General features: G+C 71.3%; 16 protein-coding genes. 11 read left to right on the forward strand and 5 right to left on the reverse strand.

What is annotated here, in order from left to right; genetic code table 11:
• Positions 1–3 precede the first annotated feature (3 nt).
• A complete protein-coding gene (locus V5E28_RS26310) occupies positions 4–1,005 on the forward strand; it encodes an LLM class F420-dependent oxidoreductase (protein WP_336210101.1) in 1,002 nt (333 codons plus the stop codon).
• A gap of 9 nt (positions 1,006–1,014) precedes the next feature.
• Here V5E28_RS26310 and V5E28_RS26315 read toward each other — a convergent pair whose 3' ends face one another.
• The gene (locus tag V5E28_RS26315) at positions 1,015–2,952 is read right to left on the reverse strand and encodes an FtsX-like permease family protein (protein WP_336210103.1); all 1,938 of its coding nucleotides are present in this window, start codon (positions 2,950–2,952) and stop codon (positions 1,015–1,017) included.
• On the reverse strand, positions 2,949–3,626 hold the full coding sequence (locus tag V5E28_RS26320) for an ABC transporter ATP-binding protein (protein WP_336210106.1): 678 nt from the start codon (positions 3,624–3,626) through the stop codon (positions 2,949–2,951). Before V5E28_RS26320 ends, V5E28_RS26315 begins: the two co-directional genes overlap by 4 nt.
• A 90-nt stretch (positions 3,627–3,716) precedes the next feature.
• Between V5E28_RS26320 and V5E28_RS26325 the strand changes: the two genes are divergently transcribed.
• The gene (locus tag V5E28_RS26325; RefSeq protein ID WP_336210109.1) at positions 3,717–4,364 is read left to right on the forward strand and encodes a response regulator transcription factor; all 648 of its coding nucleotides are present in this window, start codon (positions 3,717–3,719) and stop codon (positions 4,362–4,364) included.
• A gap of 67 nt (positions 4,365–4,431) precedes the next feature.
• Positions 4,432–5,136: a DUF4328 domain-containing protein gene (locus V5E28_RS26330; RefSeq protein WP_336210110.1), complete on the forward strand. Its 705-nt coding sequence runs from the start codon at positions 4,432–4,434 to the stop codon at positions 5,134–5,136.
• A 7-nt stretch (positions 5,137–5,143) separates the two neighbouring features.
• On the opposite strand, the gene V5E28_RS26335 is transcribed toward V5E28_RS26330, so the two are convergent.
• The 3 genes from V5E28_RS26335 to V5E28_RS26345 all read right to left on the reverse strand — a co-directional run bounded on the left by V5E28_RS26335 (position 5,144) and on the right by V5E28_RS26345 (position 9,867).
• Positions 5,144–8,776: a DNA polymerase III subunit alpha gene (locus V5E28_RS26335; RefSeq protein WP_336210253.1), complete on the reverse strand. Its 3,633-nt coding sequence runs from the start codon at positions 8,774–8,776 to the stop codon at positions 5,144–5,146.
• Positions 8,776–9,042, reverse strand: a complete 267-nt coding sequence (locus V5E28_RS26340) for a DUF6504 family protein (RefSeq protein ID WP_336210113.1) — start codon at positions 9,040–9,042, stop codon at positions 8,776–8,778. The genes V5E28_RS26335 and V5E28_RS26340 overlap by 1 nt, the downstream gene beginning before the upstream one ends.
• A 78-nt stretch (positions 9,043–9,120) precedes the next feature.
• The gene (locus V5E28_RS26345; protein ID WP_336210116.1) at positions 9,121–9,867 is read right to left on the reverse strand and encodes a GntR family transcriptional regulator; all 747 of its coding nucleotides are present in this window, start codon (positions 9,865–9,867) and stop codon (positions 9,121–9,123) included.
• A 109-nt stretch (positions 9,868–9,976) separates the two neighbouring features.
• Between V5E28_RS26345 and V5E28_RS26350 the strand changes: the two genes are divergently transcribed.
• The 8 genes from V5E28_RS26350 (at position 9,977) to V5E28_RS26385 (ending at position 18,009) form a co-directional block, all read left to right on the forward strand.
• Positions 9,977–11,128, forward strand: a complete 1,152-nt coding sequence (locus V5E28_RS26350; RefSeq protein WP_336210117.1) for an ABC transporter substrate-binding protein — start codon at positions 9,977–9,979, stop codon at positions 11,126–11,128.
• Positions 11,125–11,946 (forward strand): ABC transporter permease, encoded by an 822-nt coding sequence (locus V5E28_RS26355; protein ID WP_336210118.1) that lies wholly within the window; start codon positions 11,125–11,127, stop codon positions 11,944–11,946. The genes V5E28_RS26350 and V5E28_RS26355 overlap by 4 nt, the downstream gene beginning before the upstream one ends.
• Positions 11,934–12,785 carry an ABC transporter permease gene (locus V5E28_RS26360; RefSeq protein WP_336210120.1) on the forward strand — a complete coding sequence of 284 codons (852 nt, stop codon included), beginning with the start codon at positions 11,934–11,936 and terminating at the stop codon, positions 12,783–12,785. The genes V5E28_RS26355 and V5E28_RS26360 overlap by 13 nt, the downstream gene beginning before the upstream one ends.
• Complete coding sequence (locus V5E28_RS26365; protein WP_336210122.1) at positions 12,782–13,861, forward strand: ABC transporter ATP-binding protein; 1,080 nt, start codon at positions 12,782–12,784, stop codon at positions 13,859–13,861. Before V5E28_RS26360 ends, V5E28_RS26365 begins: the two co-directional genes overlap by 4 nt.
• Positions 13,851–14,480, forward strand: coding sequence for an HAD family hydrolase (locus tag V5E28_RS26370; protein ID WP_336210125.1), 630 nt, complete (start codon positions 13,851–13,853; stop codon positions 14,478–14,480). Before V5E28_RS26365 ends, V5E28_RS26370 begins: the two co-directional genes overlap by 11 nt.
• Before the next feature lie 106 nt (positions 14,481–14,586).
• Positions 14,587–15,876, forward strand: coding sequence for an AAA family ATPase (locus V5E28_RS26375; RefSeq protein ID WP_336210127.1), 1,290 nt, complete (start codon positions 14,587–14,589; stop codon positions 15,874–15,876).
• Positions 15,860–16,372, forward strand: a complete 513-nt coding sequence (locus V5E28_RS26380; RefSeq protein ID WP_336210128.1) for an RloB family protein — start codon at positions 15,860–15,862, stop codon at positions 16,370–16,372. The genes V5E28_RS26375 and V5E28_RS26380 overlap by 17 nt, the downstream gene beginning before the upstream one ends.
• 11 nt (positions 16,373–16,383) lie before the next feature.
• Positions 16,384–18,009, forward strand: coding sequence for a serine/threonine-protein kinase (locus tag V5E28_RS26385; protein ID WP_336210129.1), 1,626 nt, complete (start codon positions 16,384–16,386; stop codon positions 18,007–18,009).
• Positions 18,010–18,098 lie beyond the last annotated feature (89 nt).

The following is an 18,098-nucleotide window of genomic DNA, read 5'->3' on the forward strand; positions in this document are numbered from 1 at the left end:
CGATTGAAGCTCGGTCTGAATCTCGGTTACTGGCAGCGCAACGCCGACGACGCGACCGACTCGGTGCTCGCCGCCGAGCGGCTCGGCTACGACTCGGTGTGGACCGCCGAGGCCTACGGCAGTGACGTTTTCACCCCGCTCGCCTGGTACGGCGCGCGCACCTCGCGCATCAAACTGGGCACCTCCATCGCCCAGATGTCGGCCCGGCCGCCGGTCACCACGGCCATGACCGCGATGACCCTCGACCACCTCACGGGCGGCCGCCTGCTGCTCGGCGTCGGCGCCTCCGGCCCCCAGGTCGTCGAGGGCTGGTACGGCCAGCCGTTCGCCAGGCCGCTGGCCAGGACGCGCGAGTACGTCGAGATCATGCGCAAGGTCTGGCGCCGCGAGGAGCCCGTGACCAACGAGGGCCCCCACCACCCGCTGCCGCTCCCGGGCGGCCTGGGCAAGCCGCTCAAGCTCATCACCCACCCGCTCCGCCGGGACATCCCCGTCTACCTCGGCGCCGAGGGCCCCGAGAACGTCGCCCTGGCCGCCGAGCTCGCCCAGGGCTGGCTCCCGCTGTTCGCCTTCCCCTCGAAGATCGAGGAGATGTACGGCGAGTCCCTGGCCTCGCGGAGTCCCGACTTCGACATCGCCGCCATGGTCATGGTCGTCATCTCCGACGACGTCCGGTCCGCCCTGGACGGCGTCAAGATGATGCTCACCCTCTACATCGGCGGCATGGGCGCCAAGCACCGCAACTTCCACGCCGACATCATCGGCAGGATGGGCTACGCCGAGGCGGCCGAGCACATCCAGTCGCTCTACCTGGCGGGCCGCAGGGACGAGGCGTTCCGCGCCATCCCCGACGAGCTCGCCGACGGCATCTCCCTGGTCGGCCCGCCGGGCCGGATCAAGGAGCGCCTGGAGCTCTGGCACAAGTCTCCCGTCACCTCGCTGCTCGTCATGGGCCCCCGCGACGAGCCGACCCTGCGCACCGTCCGCGACCTGGTCCTGGGCTGACCGTTCCGGCTAGTCGGGGCGCGGGGCGGGGTCGGCGGTGACCGACCTCAGCAGGGGCCTGCTCAGGGCGCCCGCCCCGACCACCCCGGCGAAGCCGATCGCGACGCAGGCCAGCAGCGTGATCAGCCCGCTGACGTCGGGCGCGCCGAGCATGAACGGCGTCGCGCAGAACGCGCCCGCCGCGATCGCGCCGCCGCCCATCACCGCGAGCGGGATCAGCGTCTCGGCCCGGCGGGCCCGGTCGAGGACCTCCAGCGGCGTGCCCGCCAGGCGCAACAGCCCGTAGGTCTGCCGTCTGTCCAGGATCGAGGAGGCCGCGGTGATCCCCGCGCTGGCGATCGCCACCAGGAAGGACACCGTCAGCACCACGATCGTGCCCAGGCGGACGTCGGCGAGGAGTTGCAGGCCGGAGCTCTGGTCGTCGGCCTCCGTGGTGGGGGTGTGACCGGGGACCAGCCCGGCCAGGGCGGTGCGGCCCCTGTCGACGGTCGCCGGGTCGGAGTGGTCGTTCAGGGTCACGGTGACGAGCTTCTCGGCGTGCGTCACGGTGGCGGTGAGGCCCGCGTCCTCGATCCGCTCGCGTGCCTGCTCGGCGACCGCCGAGGGCCTGCCCTCGGGGACGGACAGGCGCAGCTCGCCCGGGGCCGTGTCTCCGGCGAACACGCCGGGGCTGAGCAGTCCGAGGAAACCGGCGATGAAGCCGGTCATGGCCACGCCGCTCACCGTGCGCCAGGCCGAGCGCGGATCGTCCACCAGCCTGCGGCCGGCGAGTAGCCGGGCCGGCCTGCGGGCGCCGGCGGCGGTGACCCGGCCGATGACGCCGACCACCCACGGACCGGCGAGATTGACGCACAGGAACGCCAGGCCGAGCGCCACCGCGACGACGGCCGCGCTGGTGTCGAGGCTCAGCAGCGGGAACACGGCCAGCACCGCCAGCAGTGCGAGCACCCGGACGAAGCGCAGGGCGGGCGGGGTCTCCCGCTTGGCCACCCCGAGCGGGCTGACCACGACCCGCCGGAGGCCGACCACCGCCGACAGCCCCACCAGCAGCGGGACCGCGAGCAGGATCGCGGCCAGCACCAGCGGATGTGGCCACAGGTCCCCGGCGAACCAGGGGCCGCCGGCCATCTGGATGCGCGTCAGCAGCGGCAGTGCCAGCGCGTAGGCCGCCGTCCCGGCGAGCGTGCCGGCGAACGCCACGATGACCGCCTCGGCCACGGTCATCCCGACCACCTGCCCGGGTGTCGCGCCGACCAGCCGCAGCGCGGCCAGCCGCTGATCCCGCCTGGCGACGGTGAGCCTGGCCGCGGCCCCGCCGAACACCAGCAGCGGCACCACCATGAGCACGCTCGCGATGAGCGTCAGGACTTGATAGACCCCGGAGTCCTCCGAGACCCTTCCTCCCAGATCGGCCACCTTCGTCGGCGACCTGCCCATGATCCAGTCGGTGCCGCGTGCCGCCGTCATCACCGGCGAGTCGGGCCGGTGGCCGACGACGGCGACCAGCTCGCCCGGGTAGATCAGCGCCTCGTCACCCAGGACGCCCCTGCGGGCGGGGAAGCGGCCGGCGAGCTGGTCGGCAGGCAGCCGCCCGGCCAGCTCGGCCAGCTCGGGCGAGAGCCACGCCTCACCCGGGGCGGGGAAGCGGGCCAGGCCGGGCGGCGCGGGCGCCGCGCCGCCGAGCGCGGCCAGGTCGACGATGGTGATCTCCTTGCCGCGCACGTGGTCGTGGCGCGTCGCCTGGACGGCGACGGCCTTGCCGGAGGCGGCCTCGACGGGATTGCGCCAGGCTCCCCTGTCGGCCCTGGCCTGGAAGGCGAAGTTGGCCGTCACGGCGAACAGCAGCAGCGTCGTGGACACGGCGACCGCCACCAGCGTGAGCCAGGTGCCCAGCATGCCCCTGCGGCCGCCTCCCCTGAGCAGCCGCCACGTCAGGTCGAGGTTCACGCGCGCACCCCGCCCGTCAGCAGCATGCCGTCGCGGACCTCGACCGTCCGGTCGCACCAGGCGGCCACGTTCGGGTCGTGGGTCACCACGATCAAGCAGGCGCCGTTGTGCTTGGTCGCCTCGACCAGCAGCCGCATCGTCTCGTGGCCCGTCGTCTGGTCGAGCGCGCCCGTCGGCTCGTCGGCGAACACCACCGCCGGTCTGGTCACCAGCGCCCTGGCGATGGCGACCCGCTGCGCCTGGCCACCGGACAGCTCGCCCGGCCGCCTGGTCTCCATGCCCGCCAGGCCGAGGGGCCCGAACCACTCGCGCGACTGGCGTACGGCCTGGGGGCGGGAGACGCCGCCGAGCATGAGCGGGAGCGCCACGTTCTCCTCGGCGGGCAGCTCCGGCAGGAGCTGCCCGAACTGGAACACGAACCCGAACCGGGTGCGGCGCAGCGCGCTGCGCTCGCGCTCGCGCATGCCGTCGATGCGCTGGCCGAGCAGGCGGACCTCGCCCCCGTCCGGTTTCATGATCCCTGCCAGGCAGTGGAGCAGGGTGGACTTGCCGGAACCGCTCGGCCCCATGATCGCCACGGCCTCTCCGGCCGGCACCGCGATGTCCACGCCCCCCAGGGCGACCGTCTGCCCGAACCGCTTGGTCAGGGCCTGTCCAACAAGCACGTCGTTCATGCCGCAGAGCCTGCCGCGCGGGCGGGGCCGGGCGGATCGGCCTTGTGACCGGTTACGCCTCGGCCGAACGGCTGATCCTAGAGTTGGGCCGTGACTATTCGGGTGCTCATCGCCGACGACCAGCAACTCGTGCGTACCGGCTTTCAGATGATTCTGGATGCCCAACCGGATATGGAGGTCGTGGCGGCCGTCGCCGACGGCGCCGAGGCGGTGTCCGAGGCCAGGCGGCTGCGGCCGGACGTGTGCCTGCTCGACATCAGGATGCCCAGGCTCGACGGGCTGGAGGCGACCCGCGCCCTGGCCGGGCCCGGCGTCGAGAACCCGATGCGGGTCGTCATCGTCACCACCTTCGACCTGGACGAGTACGTGTACGGCGCGCTGCGTGCCGGCGCGACCGGCTTCCTGCTCAAGGACAGCGGGCCCACGCTGCTGGTGGAGGCGGTCAAGGCGGCGGCCGACGGGGAGTCGCTGGTGTCGCCCTCGGTGACCGTCCGGCTGCTGCAGCACCTGGCGCAGCCCAGGCGCCGCACCGCGCCGCTGCCCGAGCCGTTGACGGACCGCGAGCTCGACGTGGTCCGCCTGGTCGCCAGGGGGCGCACCAACCAGGAGGTGGCCGCCGAGCTGTTCGTGTCGCTGTCGACGGTCAAGACGCACCTCGGCAGCGTCCAGGCCAAACTCGGCCTCAGGAACAGGGTGGAGGTCGCTGCCTGGGCCTGGGAATCGGGCGTTGTCACCTGATTAACAGGGGTGCCTGCGGGATACAAGTGAAACAGAACCTCAGCGCATGGCCCGGGGGGAGAACATCGTGCGCTTTGCCCAGGCACCGCCCATCAAAGCCGCCTCTGCCGTCTACGTGACGCTGGCCGCGCAGGTCCTCTCCCTGGGCGCCCTCGTGATCTTCGAGCAGGTGCGCGGGCGCCGCCTCGCGGCGCAGCTCGCCGAGTTCGGCGGCCGCCCGCAGGGCGCCGACGCCGAGGCCGTCGTCGGCGCGGTGACGGTGTTCGCCGTGCTGATGATGCTGGCCGCGGGCGCCGGCGTCGCCGCTGCCGCCGCCTACGTCACCTGGCTCGTGCGCGCCAGGCAGGCCAACGCCCCTTCGGCGCCCTCCGCGCCGGTGGCCGCCGCCTGGCTGATCCCCGGCTTCAACCTGGTCGCGCCCGCCATGCTGGCCGACGACGTCTGGCGCGGCGCTCTCCCGCCGCCGGGCCGGCGGGGACGCTGGCTCGTGCTGCTGGGGGCGTGGTGGGTGAGCTGGCTGGCGGTGCTGGCGATGATCGTGATCATGCTCCCGCTCGACTCCGGCCAGGGCGACCTGACCGGAATCGGGCCGATGGAGCTGGCCTGCTCGGCCGTGGCCGCCCTGCTGTGCGCGGCCACCGTACGCGAGATCACCCACCTTCAGCGGGCGGCGGCCGCCGCCGCGGACCTCCCGGCCCCGGAGCCGGAGCCCCTCTCCACGCTGGCTCCCGTCTCCCAGCCCGGCATCTCCCCGCTGGAGCGCGCGACCTAGCCTTTCCTCAGGCCGCCGTGGGGCCCGAGCTGCCCTGGCTGGCATGCCAGAGGGCGCGGGCCGGGGTGGTGATGGCGGGGCCGAGGTCGGCGTAGGGCGAGAGCCTGAAGCCGTTGGCGTACTCGATCGTGCGCCCGCCCACGTCGCCGCCGTCCTGCGGAGTCTCGGCGAGGACGGCGCGGACCGCCTCGACGCCGTGCGAGCGCCACACCGCGTCGAGGTCCACCAGGTTCCAGCAGTCGAGCGCGCGGATGGAGACCGCCCGGGTGCCGGTGCGCCGGACCACTCCCCTGACGGCCATGAGCCACGAGCCGAACACCGTCGACGCGCACCTGCCCTGCACCGACTCGAAGAAGGTCAGGTCCACCGGACCGGTCGAGTCGTCGAGGGTGGCGAAGATGATGCGCTGGCCGGAGCGGATGGCCGGCGTCTGGGTGGCCACCTTGACCCCCGCCACCAGCACTTCGGCGCCGTTGCGCCGGGCGAGGAGGTCCTTGGAGCGCACCACGCCGAGCACGTCGAGCAGTTCGTCGTGGAAGCTGATGACGTGACGGCTGATGTCCATGCCGAGGATCTCCAGCTCGGCCTCGACCATCTCCGTCTCCGTCATCTCCGGCAGCTCGCCGGGCGCGATGTGCTCGGCGAAGCCCAGAGGGAGCTGCACGGCGGCGAGCCTGCGGTCGGGGGCGGCGGCGGGGCGCGGGGTGTAGCGCCTGGACTTGCGCGGCCCCGACTGGACGCCGATCGCGGAGGCCCGCTCCAGCACGCCGACCTGGGCGATCAGGTCGCGCCGGGTCAGCTCGCCGGGCCGCCAGCGGGGGCCGCCGGGGTGCAGGTCGTGCAGCGCGTCCAGGCCGCCGACCTGGACGATCCGCTCCAGGGTGGGCCGGGAGGGGCGGGCCCGGTCCCAGAAGTCCGCCAGCGAGGTGTACGGCTGGCCCGCCACCATGCGCTCCACCTCGGCCTCGCTCACGCCCTTGATCGCCGAGAACGGCACGCGCAGCGCGTATCCCTTGCCGATCTCCTCGATCCTGAAGTCCTTGAGCCGTCTGGGCAGGTCGCCTCCGCCGTCGGGGTCGACGCGGAGCCGCACGCGCGGGCCCAGGCGCTCCACCCGCCAGTCCTTGGCCGACTTGTTCACGTCGAGCGGGAGGATCTCCACCCCGCACTGCCTGGCCTCGTCGATGATGACGCGCGGCGGGTACATGCCGGGATCGTGCGTCAGCACTCCGGCGAAGAACGCCGCCGCGTGGTGCCGCTTGAGCCAGGCCGACTGGTAGGTGGGCAGCGCGAACGCCGCCGCGTGCGCCTTGCAGAACCCGAACCCGCCGAACGCGTCGAGCACCTTCCAGGCCCGTTCCACGGCCTGGTCGTCGAACCCGTTCGCCCTGGCCAGCGGCACGAAGTGGTTGCGCACCCGGTCGCGGCCCTCCGGGGTGCCGAGGGTGCGCCGCAGCGTCTCGGCGAACGACAGGTCCCTGCCCGTCATCACCTCGATGATCCTGAGCACCTGCTCGTGGAAGACCACCACGCCGTGCGTCTCCTTCAGCGGGCCGCGCAGCCGCTCGTGCGGGTAGTACGGCTTGCGCCACCCGTGCCTGGCCTCCAGGTAGGGGGTGACCATGTCGGAGTTGACCGGCCCCGGCCTGAACAGGGAGATGTCCACGATCAGGTCGTGCATCGTGCGCGGCTCCAGCTTGGCGACCAGCTCGCGCTGGCCCGGCGACTCGATCTGGAAGCAGCCGAGGGTCCGGCCGGTGCAGATCATGTCGTACGTCGCCTGGTCGTCGTGCGGGACGTACTGGACGCCGGGGTCGGCGCCGCTCTGGCTGTCGAGCTCGACCACGACGTCGTCCACCCGCTCGATCTCGGTCAGCGCGTAGGCCAGCGCCGACTGCATCCGCACGCCGAGCACGTCGAGCTTGAGCAGCCCGGCCTCCTCCACGTCGTCCTTGTCGAACTGCGACATCGGGAACTCCAGCAGGCTGCGTTCGACGGGGGTGCGGTCGCGCAGCCCGGAGTTGCCGATCAGCACCCCGCACGGGTGCAGCGCGATGTGCCTGGGCAGCCCGTCGAGCTTCTCCGCCAGCCGGAACACCCGCTCCAGCCCGGCCTCGCCGAGCCGGCTCTCGCGCAGCTCGGGCAGGTCGCTCAGCGAGGCGGTGATCTGCCTGGCCCTGATGTGCGGGAACGCCTTGGCGATCGCGTCGATCTCGTGCGGCGGCAGTCCCATGGCGCCGGCCACGTCGCGGATGGCGCTGCGGGCCCGGTAGGTCTCCATCATGGACACGCAGGCCACCCGCGACTCGCCGTAGCGGTCGAAGATCGCCTTGTAGCAGTCGAGCCGGCGCGCGGACTCCACGTCCACGTCGATGTCCGGCAGCCCGATGCGGCCCTCCGACAGGAAGCGCTCCATGAGCAGGCCGTGGTCCAGCGGGTTCACCTCGCCGATGCCGATGAGGTAGTTGACCAGGCTGCCCGCTCCGGAGCCGCGGATCGCGCAGCGGATGCCCATCTCCCTGATCATGTCGGTGATGCCAGCAACGGCTATGAAATATCCGGACAGGCGCTTCTTTTCGATGATGTCCATCTCGGCGCCGAGGCGCTCCCTGGCGTCCCGGGAGCGCTCCAGACCGCGCACGGCCAGCCCGTCCTCGACCCGGTGGCGCAACAACGGCACCGGGTCGCGGCCGATCTCCGGCAGGTGCAGGTCCGGCGGGCTCTTGCGCAGCGCGAGCAGCTCCGTCGCCTCCAGCGCGCAGGCCTCCGCGATCTGCCGCGTGGTGTGCAGCAGCCTGGCGGCCCTGTCCTGGTCGGAGCCGCAGATCTTGGCGGCCACCTGCCACATCTCCTTGCCGCTCTTGAGGTAGGCGTGCGAGGTGGTGCGCTCCAGGTGGCGCGGATGCAGCGGGACGAGCTGGCGCGCCGCGTCGAGCACGTCGCCGACCTGGTGGTCGGCGGGATCCAGGTAGCGGACGGCATTGGTCAGCACGGCCGGCACGCCCGTGGCCTCGGCCAGGGACAGCATGCGCAGGGCCGTGGTGGCGTCGTGGAAGCCGTACTGGTCGACCAGCTCCACCGCCACCCCCGGCAGCACCGAGCGCCACAGGCCGAGCAGCATCCTGGCCCGGTCGTCACGCCTGGCCGCCACCGCGCGTCCCACGTCGGAGCGAGGGCCGAGGAGCACCACCAGCCCGCCGTCACCGGCGTCGTCCCAGTCGCCGATCAGCTCGCGGGTCACCCGCGGCTCGCCGCGCTCGCCCGCGTAGTGGGCGGCCGTGACCAGGCGGGCCAGGCGGGACCAGCCGCGCGAGCGGGCCAGCACGGTGACCCGGTCCTGGGCGCCGGGACCGGTCCTGGGCCGCCGCCGGTCGTCGGAGACCGTGCCGGAGACCGTGCCGGAGACCGTGCCGGAGACCGTGTCGCCGAGCGCGAAGTTCACCCCGAACACCGGCGCGATCCCCGCCTCGGCGCAGGCCTGGGCGTGCTTGATCGAGCCGTAGAGCCCGTCGCGGTCCGTCAGCGCCAGGATGTCCATCCCGTGCTCGGCCGCCCGCTCCACCAGCGCCTTCGGGAAGGCGGTGCCGTAGCGCATCGAGTAGGCGGAGCTCACGTTGAGGTGCGGGAACGGCGGCGCCATCAATCCCACGCCCGCATGAGCAGCCAGCCTCCGCTGGCGGTGTCGAACCTCAACTCGTACGAGCCGACCTCGCGCCCCGGGCTCGCCTCGACCCGCCAGAACCTGCGCTCACCGGGGTCGACCTCGCTGGTCTTCCACCACTCGCGCGCGACCACCCAGTGGTCGAGGACGCGGCGGACGAGATAGAGGCGGTCACGCCAGACGAACTGGGTCGGCTCCCCGTCCCTGGTCCACACCTCTATCGGATCGCCATAGAGTCTGCTCAAGACGCTTCTCCCCGCGGCTCTGGTTCGTATGCTGAGCCACCCGGGGGAAGGCGGGCGCTATGAATCGAACATATGTTCTCAAGCGCCGAAGTGCAAGTCGCCGGCCCGCCTTACGAGCGGGTTGGCGACCAACGAGTTGCGGATGCTGAAGGCCACGCTGCCCGCCCGGTAGCGGTCGTCGGAGCACTCCACCGGCCGGCCCTCGTAGGTGGTGGTGACGCGGCGCTGGCGCAGCAGCGGGCTGCCGCGCCGGATCCCGAGCAGCCGGGCGTCCTGCGCGCCCGCCGGGACCGCGTCGATGAGGTGCTCGCCGTAGGCGAACACCAGCCCGGACGAGTCGTAGAGCGCCTCGGTGACCGACTCGCAGTCCGGCGGCAGCGCCTCGACCGCGGCGGCGATCCAGCTCGCGTACGCCGTCCGCTCCACCAGCACCGGCTCGCCCTCCAGCGACCGGATCCGCAGCACGTCGAGCACCTCCTCGGCGCCGAGCCTGGCGGCCTCGACCGCGCTCGGCGGCCTGCGGCGCTGGAGGATCACCTGGCCGCCGAAGCGGTAGCCGTTGGCGCGCGCCCACTGGGCGAAGCTGTGCAGCTCGGCGAAGCTCTGGCTGCGCGCGTTGCCGAGCACGATGCGCCTGGCCCCCTGCCTCGATCCCACCAGTCCCTCGGCGACGAGCACGGCGACCGCCTGCCGCACGGTGCCCCTGGCCGCGCGGTGGCGTGCGGCCAGCTCCGCCTCCGAGGGCAGCTGCGCGCCGACCGGGTGGACACCGGCGAGGATCTCCTCGCGCAGGTCATCGGCGATCCGTTCATAGCGCGCAACCATCCGCGCCCCTCCCAGTTCACGAAAGAGCAATGTTTATGCGACTTACTGGTGCTCGCTTGTTTGTACAAGTTCCCCTAAATTCTTTCCACACCCCCGGAGTGGAGGCCACGTGTTCACACCTCGCGCTCGTGTGGCAGGCGTCATCGCCGCCCTGACTGTCATCACCGCGGCGTGCGGCGCCGCGCCAGGAACCCAGCAGCCCTCGGCCTCGGAAGGCGGCGTGAACGCGCGCACCGCCACCTCCGCCGCCGACTTCGGCGGGCTCGACAAGCTCGTCGAGGCGGCCAAGAAGGAGGGCAACCTCCACGTCATCGCGCTCCCGCCCGACTGGGCCAACTACGGCGAGATCATCAAGACCTTCGAGGCCAAGTACGGCATCAAGATCGAGAGCGAGGATCCCGACGCCGCCAGCGCCGACGAGATCAACGCCGTCAAGACCCGCAAGGGCCAGGACCGGGCCCCCGACGTGCTCGACCTCGGCCAGTCATTCGCGATCAGCGGCGCCACCGAGGGCCTGTTCGCGCCGTACAAGGTGCAGACGTTCGACAAGATCCCCGAGGGCCAGAAGGAGCCCACCGGGCTCTGGACCAACGACTACGGCGGCTACATCTCGATCGGCTGCGACGCCAAGAAGATCACCACCTGCCCGACGAGCTTCGCCGACCTGCTCAAGCCGGAGTACAAGGGCAAGGTCGCGCTGAACGGCAACCCGACCAAGTCGGGCTCGGCCTTCGCCGGCGTCTACGCCGCCTCGATCGCCAGCGGCGGCTCCTTCGACGACATCCAGCCGGGCATCGACTTCTTCAAGAAGCTGAAGGACGCGGGCAACTTCAACCCGGTCGAGACCACCCCGGCGACGATCGAGAAGGGCGAGACCCAGATCAGCATCGACTGGGACTACAACAACGCCGCCTACGCCCCGCAGATGACCGCCAAGGGCATCGACTGGAAGGTGAACGTGCCGAGCGACGGCAAGTACTTCCAGATGTACGCCCAGGCCGTCAACAAGGACGCCCCGCACCCGGCGGCCGCCCGCCTGTGGCAGGAGTTCCTCTACAGCCCCGAGGGCCAGAACCTCTACCTGAAGGGCTTCGCCAGGCCGGTCCTGCTGCCCGTGATGGAGTCCGACGGCACGGTCGACAAGGCCGCCGCCGAGGCCCTGCCCGAGGTCGAGGGCACGCCCACGTTCCCCACGACCGAGCAGGTCGACGCGGCCAAGGCCAAGCTGGCCGGCGGCTGGGACGCCGCGATCTCCGGATGACGCGGTCCAGGGGGTGGCTCGGCGCGCTGCCCCTGCTCGCCTTCTACGCGTTCGTCTTCGGCCTGCCGCTGGCGGCCCTGCTGGTGGGCGCCTTCACCTCGCAGGGCCGGCCGACCCTGGCCAACATGCGGCAGAGCCTGGAGGGCGGCAACCTCACCTCGATCGCCGGCAGCGTCCAGGTGTCGGCCGTGGTGGCGCTGCTGGGGGCCGTGCTCGGCACGTTCCTCGCCTACGCGGTGGTCACCTCCAGGTTCGCGGCGCTGCGCCACTCGGTGCTGACGGCCTCCGGCGTGCTGGCCAACTTCGGCGGCGTCCCGCTGGCCTTCTTCTGGGTGGCAACGCTGGGCAACTCCGGGGTGGTCAGCGGGCTGCTGGGGCTGCCGTCGGGCGCCCTCTACACCTTCTGGGGCCTGGTCGTGGTCTACCTGTACTTCTCGGTCCCGCTGATGGTGCTGGTCATGGCACCGGCGCTGGACGGGCTGCGGCCGCAGTGGCGGGAGGCGGCGGCCAACAACGGCGCCACCTCCTGGCACTACTGGCGTTACGTCGGTCTGCCCGTGCTGACGCCTGCCCTGCTCGGCGGCGTGGTGCTGCTGTTCGGCGGGGCGTTCGCCGCCTACGCCACGGCGGCGGCCATGGGCGCGGGCACCGTCGTACCCCTGGTCACGCTCAAGATCGCGAACGCGCTGACCAGTGACGTGCTCATCGGCCAGGAGAACGTCGCGCTCGCCCTCAGCCTCAACATGATCGTCATCGCCGGCCTGGTGATGGCCGTATACCTGCCGCTGCAGAGGAGGAGCACCCGATGGCTGCGGTGACGGGCCTGGAGCAGCCGCTGGTGACCGCCTCGCCCCGGACCGCCCGGCCGCGCGCCTGGCGGGCCGTGGTGCTGCTGCTGGCCGGGCTCTACTTCCTGGTGCCGCTCGGCGCCTCGCTCTGGTACACGATCTACACCCCCACCATGGGAGTGTCGTTCGAGGCCTACGGCGAGCTGCTCACGGCCGAGGGCTTCGCCTCCAGCCTGGCGCTCTCCCTGGGACTCGGCCTGGCGACCATCGCGCTGGTCCTGCTGCTGACGCTGCCGGCGATGCTCGCCGTACGGCTCAGCGCGCCGCGGCTGCGGCCGGTGATGGAGGTGCTGTGCACCCTGCCGCTGGTCGTGCCGCCGATCACGTTCGTGGCCGGGCTCGGCACCTCGCTGCGCACCGGGGCCGAGGTGCTGGCCCCGACGCCGTTCTGGGCCACGCTGATCGCGGTCCAGGACCCGGCCTTCCCGATCGTGCTCGTGCTGGCGTACGTCGTCCTGGTGCTGCCGTTCGTCTACCGGTCGCTGGACGCCGGGCTGCGCACCATGGACGTGCGGACGCTGGTCGAGGCCGCCCGCAACCTGGGGGCGTCGTGGCCGCACGTGCTGCTGCGCGTGGTCGTGCCCAACCTGCGCTCGGCCCTGGCCAGCGCCTCGTTCCTCACGCTCGCCCTGGTCTTCGGCGAGTTCACCGTGGCCAGGCTGCTCGGCTACCAGCCGTTCGCGGTGTGGATCGTGACCATCTCCGGCTCCCGGGGCCAGGTGTCGGTCGCGGTCTCGATCCTCAGCCTGCTGCTCATCTGGCTGCTGCTGCTCGCGGTCTCCAGCGCCTTCGGTAGGGAGAAGAAATGACGTCCAAGGTGGAGTTCCGCGACCTGCGGCGGATCTTCGGCAAGACGGTCGCGCTGGACGGCCTCGACCTGACCATCGAGCCCGGCGAGTTCGTGGCGCTGCTCGGCCCGTCAGGCTGCGGCAAGACGACCGCGCTGCGGTGCGTGGCCGGCTTCGAACGGCCCGACTCCGGGGCCGTGCTCGTCGACGGCAAGGACATCACCGACGTCCCCGCCAACAAGCGCGACGCCGGCATGGTCTTCCAGTCCTACTCGCTCTTCCCCAACCTCAACGCCCGCGACAACGTCGCCTTCGGCCTGCGGGTCCGCCGCGTGCCGGTCGCGGTGCGGCGCGCGAAGGCGGACGAGCTGCTGGAGCTGGTCGGACTGCCGGCACACGCCGACCGCTTCCCGCACCAGCTCTCCGGCGGCCAGCAGCAGCGCGTCGCCCTGGCCCGCGCCCTCGCCCTCGAGCCGCGCGTGCTGCTGCTCGACGAGCCGCTGTCCGCGCTGGACGCCAAGGTACGGGTCGCGCTGCGCGAGGAGATCCGCCGCCTCCAGCTCGACCTCGGCATCACCACCATCTTCGTCACCCACGACCAGGAGGAGGCCCTGTCGATCGCCGACCGGGTCGCGGTGCTGCGCGACGGCCGCCTGGAGCAGGTCGGGGCGCCCGCCGAGGTGTACGACCGGCCGGCCACGCCGTTCGTGGCCGAGTTCGTCGGCACCATGAACCACCTCGCCGGGCGGGTCTCAGGCACCGGCTCCGTCACGGTGCTCGGACGCACCCTGCCCATCGACGGGCCCGCCCCGGCCGACTCCGACGTGGACGTCCTCATCCGGCCCGAGGCCGTACAGGTGACTCCCGCCGAGGACGGCGCGGCCGAGGTGCTGGTGGCCTCGTTCCGCGGCGCGTCCGTCCGCCTCCGGCTGGCCCTGGAAGGCGGCGAGGTCCTCGCCGACGTGCCCGGCCACGAGGCGGTACGGCTCACGCCCGGCACCCGGGTCACCGTGCGCCTGGTCGAACGCCCGGTCCTGGTGGCCCCCCGCACGGTCACCGTCCCCGTTCCCGTCATCGAACCCGCAGATGCCGTCTGACCTGCCTACCGGCGAGGCCCTCCAGGCCGTGCTGTTCGACATGGACGGCACCCTGGTGGACACCGAGCCGCTCTGGTGGCAGGCCACGGCGTCGGTGGCCCGCACGCTCGGCTTCGAGTTGGGCCCCGCCGACACGCCGCACGTCCTCGGCCACACGGTCGAGGACACCGCCGCCCACCTCCTGTCCGCCCGGCCCCCCTCTCGGCCCGCGGAGTCCACCACCGATCTGATCCGGCTCCTCACGGAGTCGTTCGCCCGGCGCGTCGAGCGGAGCGCCCGGGTCATGCCGGGCGCACCGGACCTGCTGCACCAGCTCAGCGCCGCCCGCCTGCCCACCGCGCTGGTGAGCGCCTCCCCCCGCAGCATCGTCGATCTGGTGCTGCCGAGGCTGGGACACCGCTTCGACCACGTCGTCGCGGCCGAGGACACCGCACGCGGCAAGCCGTACCCGGACCCGTACCTGGAGGCGGCGCGCCGGCTCGGCGCCGACCCGGGCCGCTGCGTCGCCGTAGAGGACAGCCCGACGGGCATCACGGCCGCCACCGCCGCGGGCTGCCGCGTCCTCGCGGTCACCCCGGAGGACGGCCTGCCTTCCTTACGCCAGATCCGCGAGCGCTGAACTCGGGCCCATCATGCGTTTTCAAGCCTTCACACGGAGAAACTCTTCCTAAGCGGCGTCGAAAGTGTAGCCTGACTGCAGGCTAGCGGGCGGGAAGAGGATCGTCGTGCTGTTGCGCTTCAGAGTGGCCAACCATCGGTCCATCCGTGATGAGCAGACACTTTCCCTCGTCGCCGTGCCTCGCCGAGGTGAGAGCGGAGAACTTGGCACCGTCCGGGTCGCAGGCATCTACGGGGCGAACGCCTCCGGTAAGTCCAACGTCCTCAGCGCGTTGATGTGGATGATCAGCGCAATCCGGTCGTCCCACACCCAGTGGGAGCCGGTTGGCGGAGTGCCCCGGCAGCCGTTCAAACTGTCGGAGGCCGGAAGGACAGCCGCGTCGTTCTTCGAGCTGGACTTCCTGCACGAGGAGCAGCGTTACTCCTATGGCTTCGAAGTCGACGACACGCATGTCCTGGGCGAGTGGCTCTATGCGTTCCCGCACGGCCGGAAGAAGAAGCTGTTCGAACGGTCGGGCGTCGATGACATCACCTTCGGCCGCGCTCTCACCGGGGAAAACCAGCGCATTCGCCGCCTTACCCGGCCCAACTCGCTCTACCTGTCCGCCGCGGCGTCCAACAACCACCACCTGCTCGGCGCCCTGTACGCGGCTCTGATCGGGAAGGTGATGTTCGCACAGCATGGCGAGGAAGACGAAAAGCTCCGCCTCCACCTCACGAAGTTCCTGCTGAACGAGACGGATTTCGCACCAGCTCTCAACAAGCTGCTGCAACTCGCGGATCTCGGCGTGGAGCGGGCCGAGATCATGGAGAGGCCGAACGATCCGATGCTGGACGAGTTCGCCGGACCCTCTCCAGACGATCTCGCCGATTCGTCGTCCGAAGCGGCGCTCAGAGCGCTCCGCGCACGAGTTGTGCTGCGTAGATCGTCTGGCGGCGTGTCGCTCAGTCTGGAGGAGGAGAGCGCGGGCACCAGAGCCTGGCTCTCCCTGCTCGGCCACGCACTCCTCAGCCTGCGAGGAGATGGCGTGCTCGTCACTGACGAGATCGACTCGAGCCTGCACCCGCTCCTCAGTTCAAGCCTCATCCGGATGTTCAAGGACCCGTTGATCAACAAGCGCAGGGCCCAGCTGATCTTCGCGTCGCACGACACGACACTGCTGGGCTCGATGCTCGAAGACGAGATCATGGCCAGGGACGAGGTCTGGTTCACCGAGAAGGACGACTCCGGCTCGACCAGCCTCTACTCACTCGCCGAATTCCACCCAAGGCGCGACGAGAACGTCGAACGCGGCTACCTTCAGGGCCGCTACGGCGCGGTTCCGTACCTCAACTTCGACAGCATCCGCGAAGTCTTCCGGGAAGGGAGCGGCGCGACAAGTGAGCCCCAGGCGTAGCCCCCCGCGCCTTGACCGTCCCACCGGCCTGGGCCGTGACCCGGCCTCCCTGGTGGCGTACGCCGTCCGCGAGCGCGACAGGAAGGAGAAGGAGGCGCGGGGTCAGCGAGACGCCAACCTCGCCTACGACGAAGTTTGGTGTGTGGTCGACGTGGACGACCACGACACGCTGGACCAGGCCATGGCCGCCGCCCGCAAGGGACAGGTGAATCTTGCGATCTCCCGTCCGTGCTTCGAACTGTGGATCCTGTATCACTTCGAGACATGCACGGCCGCGTGCGACTCCCATCAGATCAGCCGCAAACTCAGAAAACACATCAAGGACTACGACAAGCGCCTGGGGCGTGACTTCCCCTTCGCCAGCCATGAGATCGCCCGCGAACGCGCCCAGCGGGCGGACCCTGATCACTGCGAGCCCAATCGCAAGGGGCGGAATCCGTCCACCAATGCCTGGCTGATCGTGGAGGTCATACGCCAGTCGGGCAGAAATCGGTAAGCTAGCGCGCCGTGAGCGGTGAAACATCCCACATCGGGCGCTACAGGCTGCTGCGAGTGCTGGGCCGGGGTGGGATGGGCACGGTGCATCTCGCCGAAGACCCCTCCGGGCAACAGGTCGCGATCAAGGTGATCAATCCGGAGCTCAGCCAGCACGAGCAGTTCCGCATGCGTTTTCGCAGGGAGGCCGACGCCGCCCGGCGGGTGCGCCGGTTCTGCACGGCCGCGGTGCTGGAGGCGACGCTCGACGGCGACCAGCTCTGCGTCGTCACCGAGTACGTGCCCGGCCCCAACCTGGAGCAGGCCGTACAGCAGTCAGGGCCGCTTCGTGGGTCCAGCCTGGACGCGCTGGCCGTCAGCGTGGCCACCGCCCTCACCGCGATCCACGGCGCCGGCGTGGTGCACCGCGACCTGAAGCCGTCCAACGTGCTGCTCTCCCCCGTCGGGCCCAGGGTGATCGACTTCGGCATCGCGCGCGCCCTGGACACCCTGGGCGGCGTCACAGGCACCGGCGAGCTCATCGGCACGCCCCGCTACATGGCGCCCGAGGTGCTGCGCGGCGACCCGGTGTCGCCCGCGTGCGACGTGTTCTCGTGGGGGTGCCTGATCGCGTACGCCGCCAGCGGGCGCTCGCCGTTCGGCGGCGAGACGCTGCCGGCGATCGTCTACCAGGTGCTCAACACCGAGCCGAACCTCGACGACGTCGAGCCGGGCCTGCGCGAGCTGGTCAAGGCGGCGCTGTACAAGGACCCGGCCATGCGCCCCACCGCGCAGCAGCTCCTCGACCACCTCGTGGGCCGCTCGGCCGCCCCCGAGCAGGCGGCGCACACGGTCCAGGTGGCGTGGCAGAAGGCGACCACCCCGCTGACCGGCGCCGCGCCGTACGGTCCCCGCAAGCACCGGGGCAGGCTCTACGCGGGGATCGCGGTGGCGGCGGCCGTCGTCGTGGCCATCGCGGCGACGGCGTGGGCGACACTGTCGCCCAGCGGCCCTCCCGACCTCACCGTCCTCTATCGGGAGGACTTCACCCAGACCACCGGCGGCTGGCCGGGCACCTACGACCCGGAGGCCAGCACCAGCTACGGCTACCGCACCGACGGCACCTACGGGCTCGACGTGGAGAAGGACTACGAGGAGCGCTGGGGGCAGGCGGCCATCCCGTTCCTCCTCGAAAAGCCCACCACCACCCCCGACCCGTCCGCCACACCCACGCCGATGCTGCCCGAGACCGTGCTCATCGCCGTGACAGCCGAGATCAAGCAGGTCACAGGCAACGGCGAGTACGGCGTCTACTGCCACGCGTCCGACGACAAGAGCTACTACGAGTTCGGCCTCGACACCGCCGGCAACGCCCGCATCCGCCGTATCGTCGACGGCTCCGGCGGCACCCTCACCCAGCCCGCGAAGGTGGGCGAGCTGAAGGGGAAGATCAGGATCGAGGCCGCCTGCGAGCAGACGGGCTCCGCGATGCGGCTGACCATGTGGGTGAACGGGGACCGCGTCCAGCAGGCCGAAGACCCCAACGGCATCGGCAACGGCGGGGTGGGGTTGTTCGCCCGCACACCCAAGGACAGCCAGTCGGTACTTAAGACCACATGGGACGACTTCGAGCTGCGAGGACCGAAGGTGCAGCCGTAGAACCCCGTTCGAGCTCATCTCACCGAGCGCGGGTGGGCGGATTGTTCGCGGGAGATGCGGTCAAACAGCGTGCGGGTGGAGACGCCAGG

The sequence above is a fragment of the Nonomuraea sp. LPB2021202275-12-8 genome, from assembly GCF_037044575.1.
GTDB lineage: Bacteria > Actinomycetota > Actinomycetes > Streptosporangiales > Streptosporangiaceae > Nonomuraea.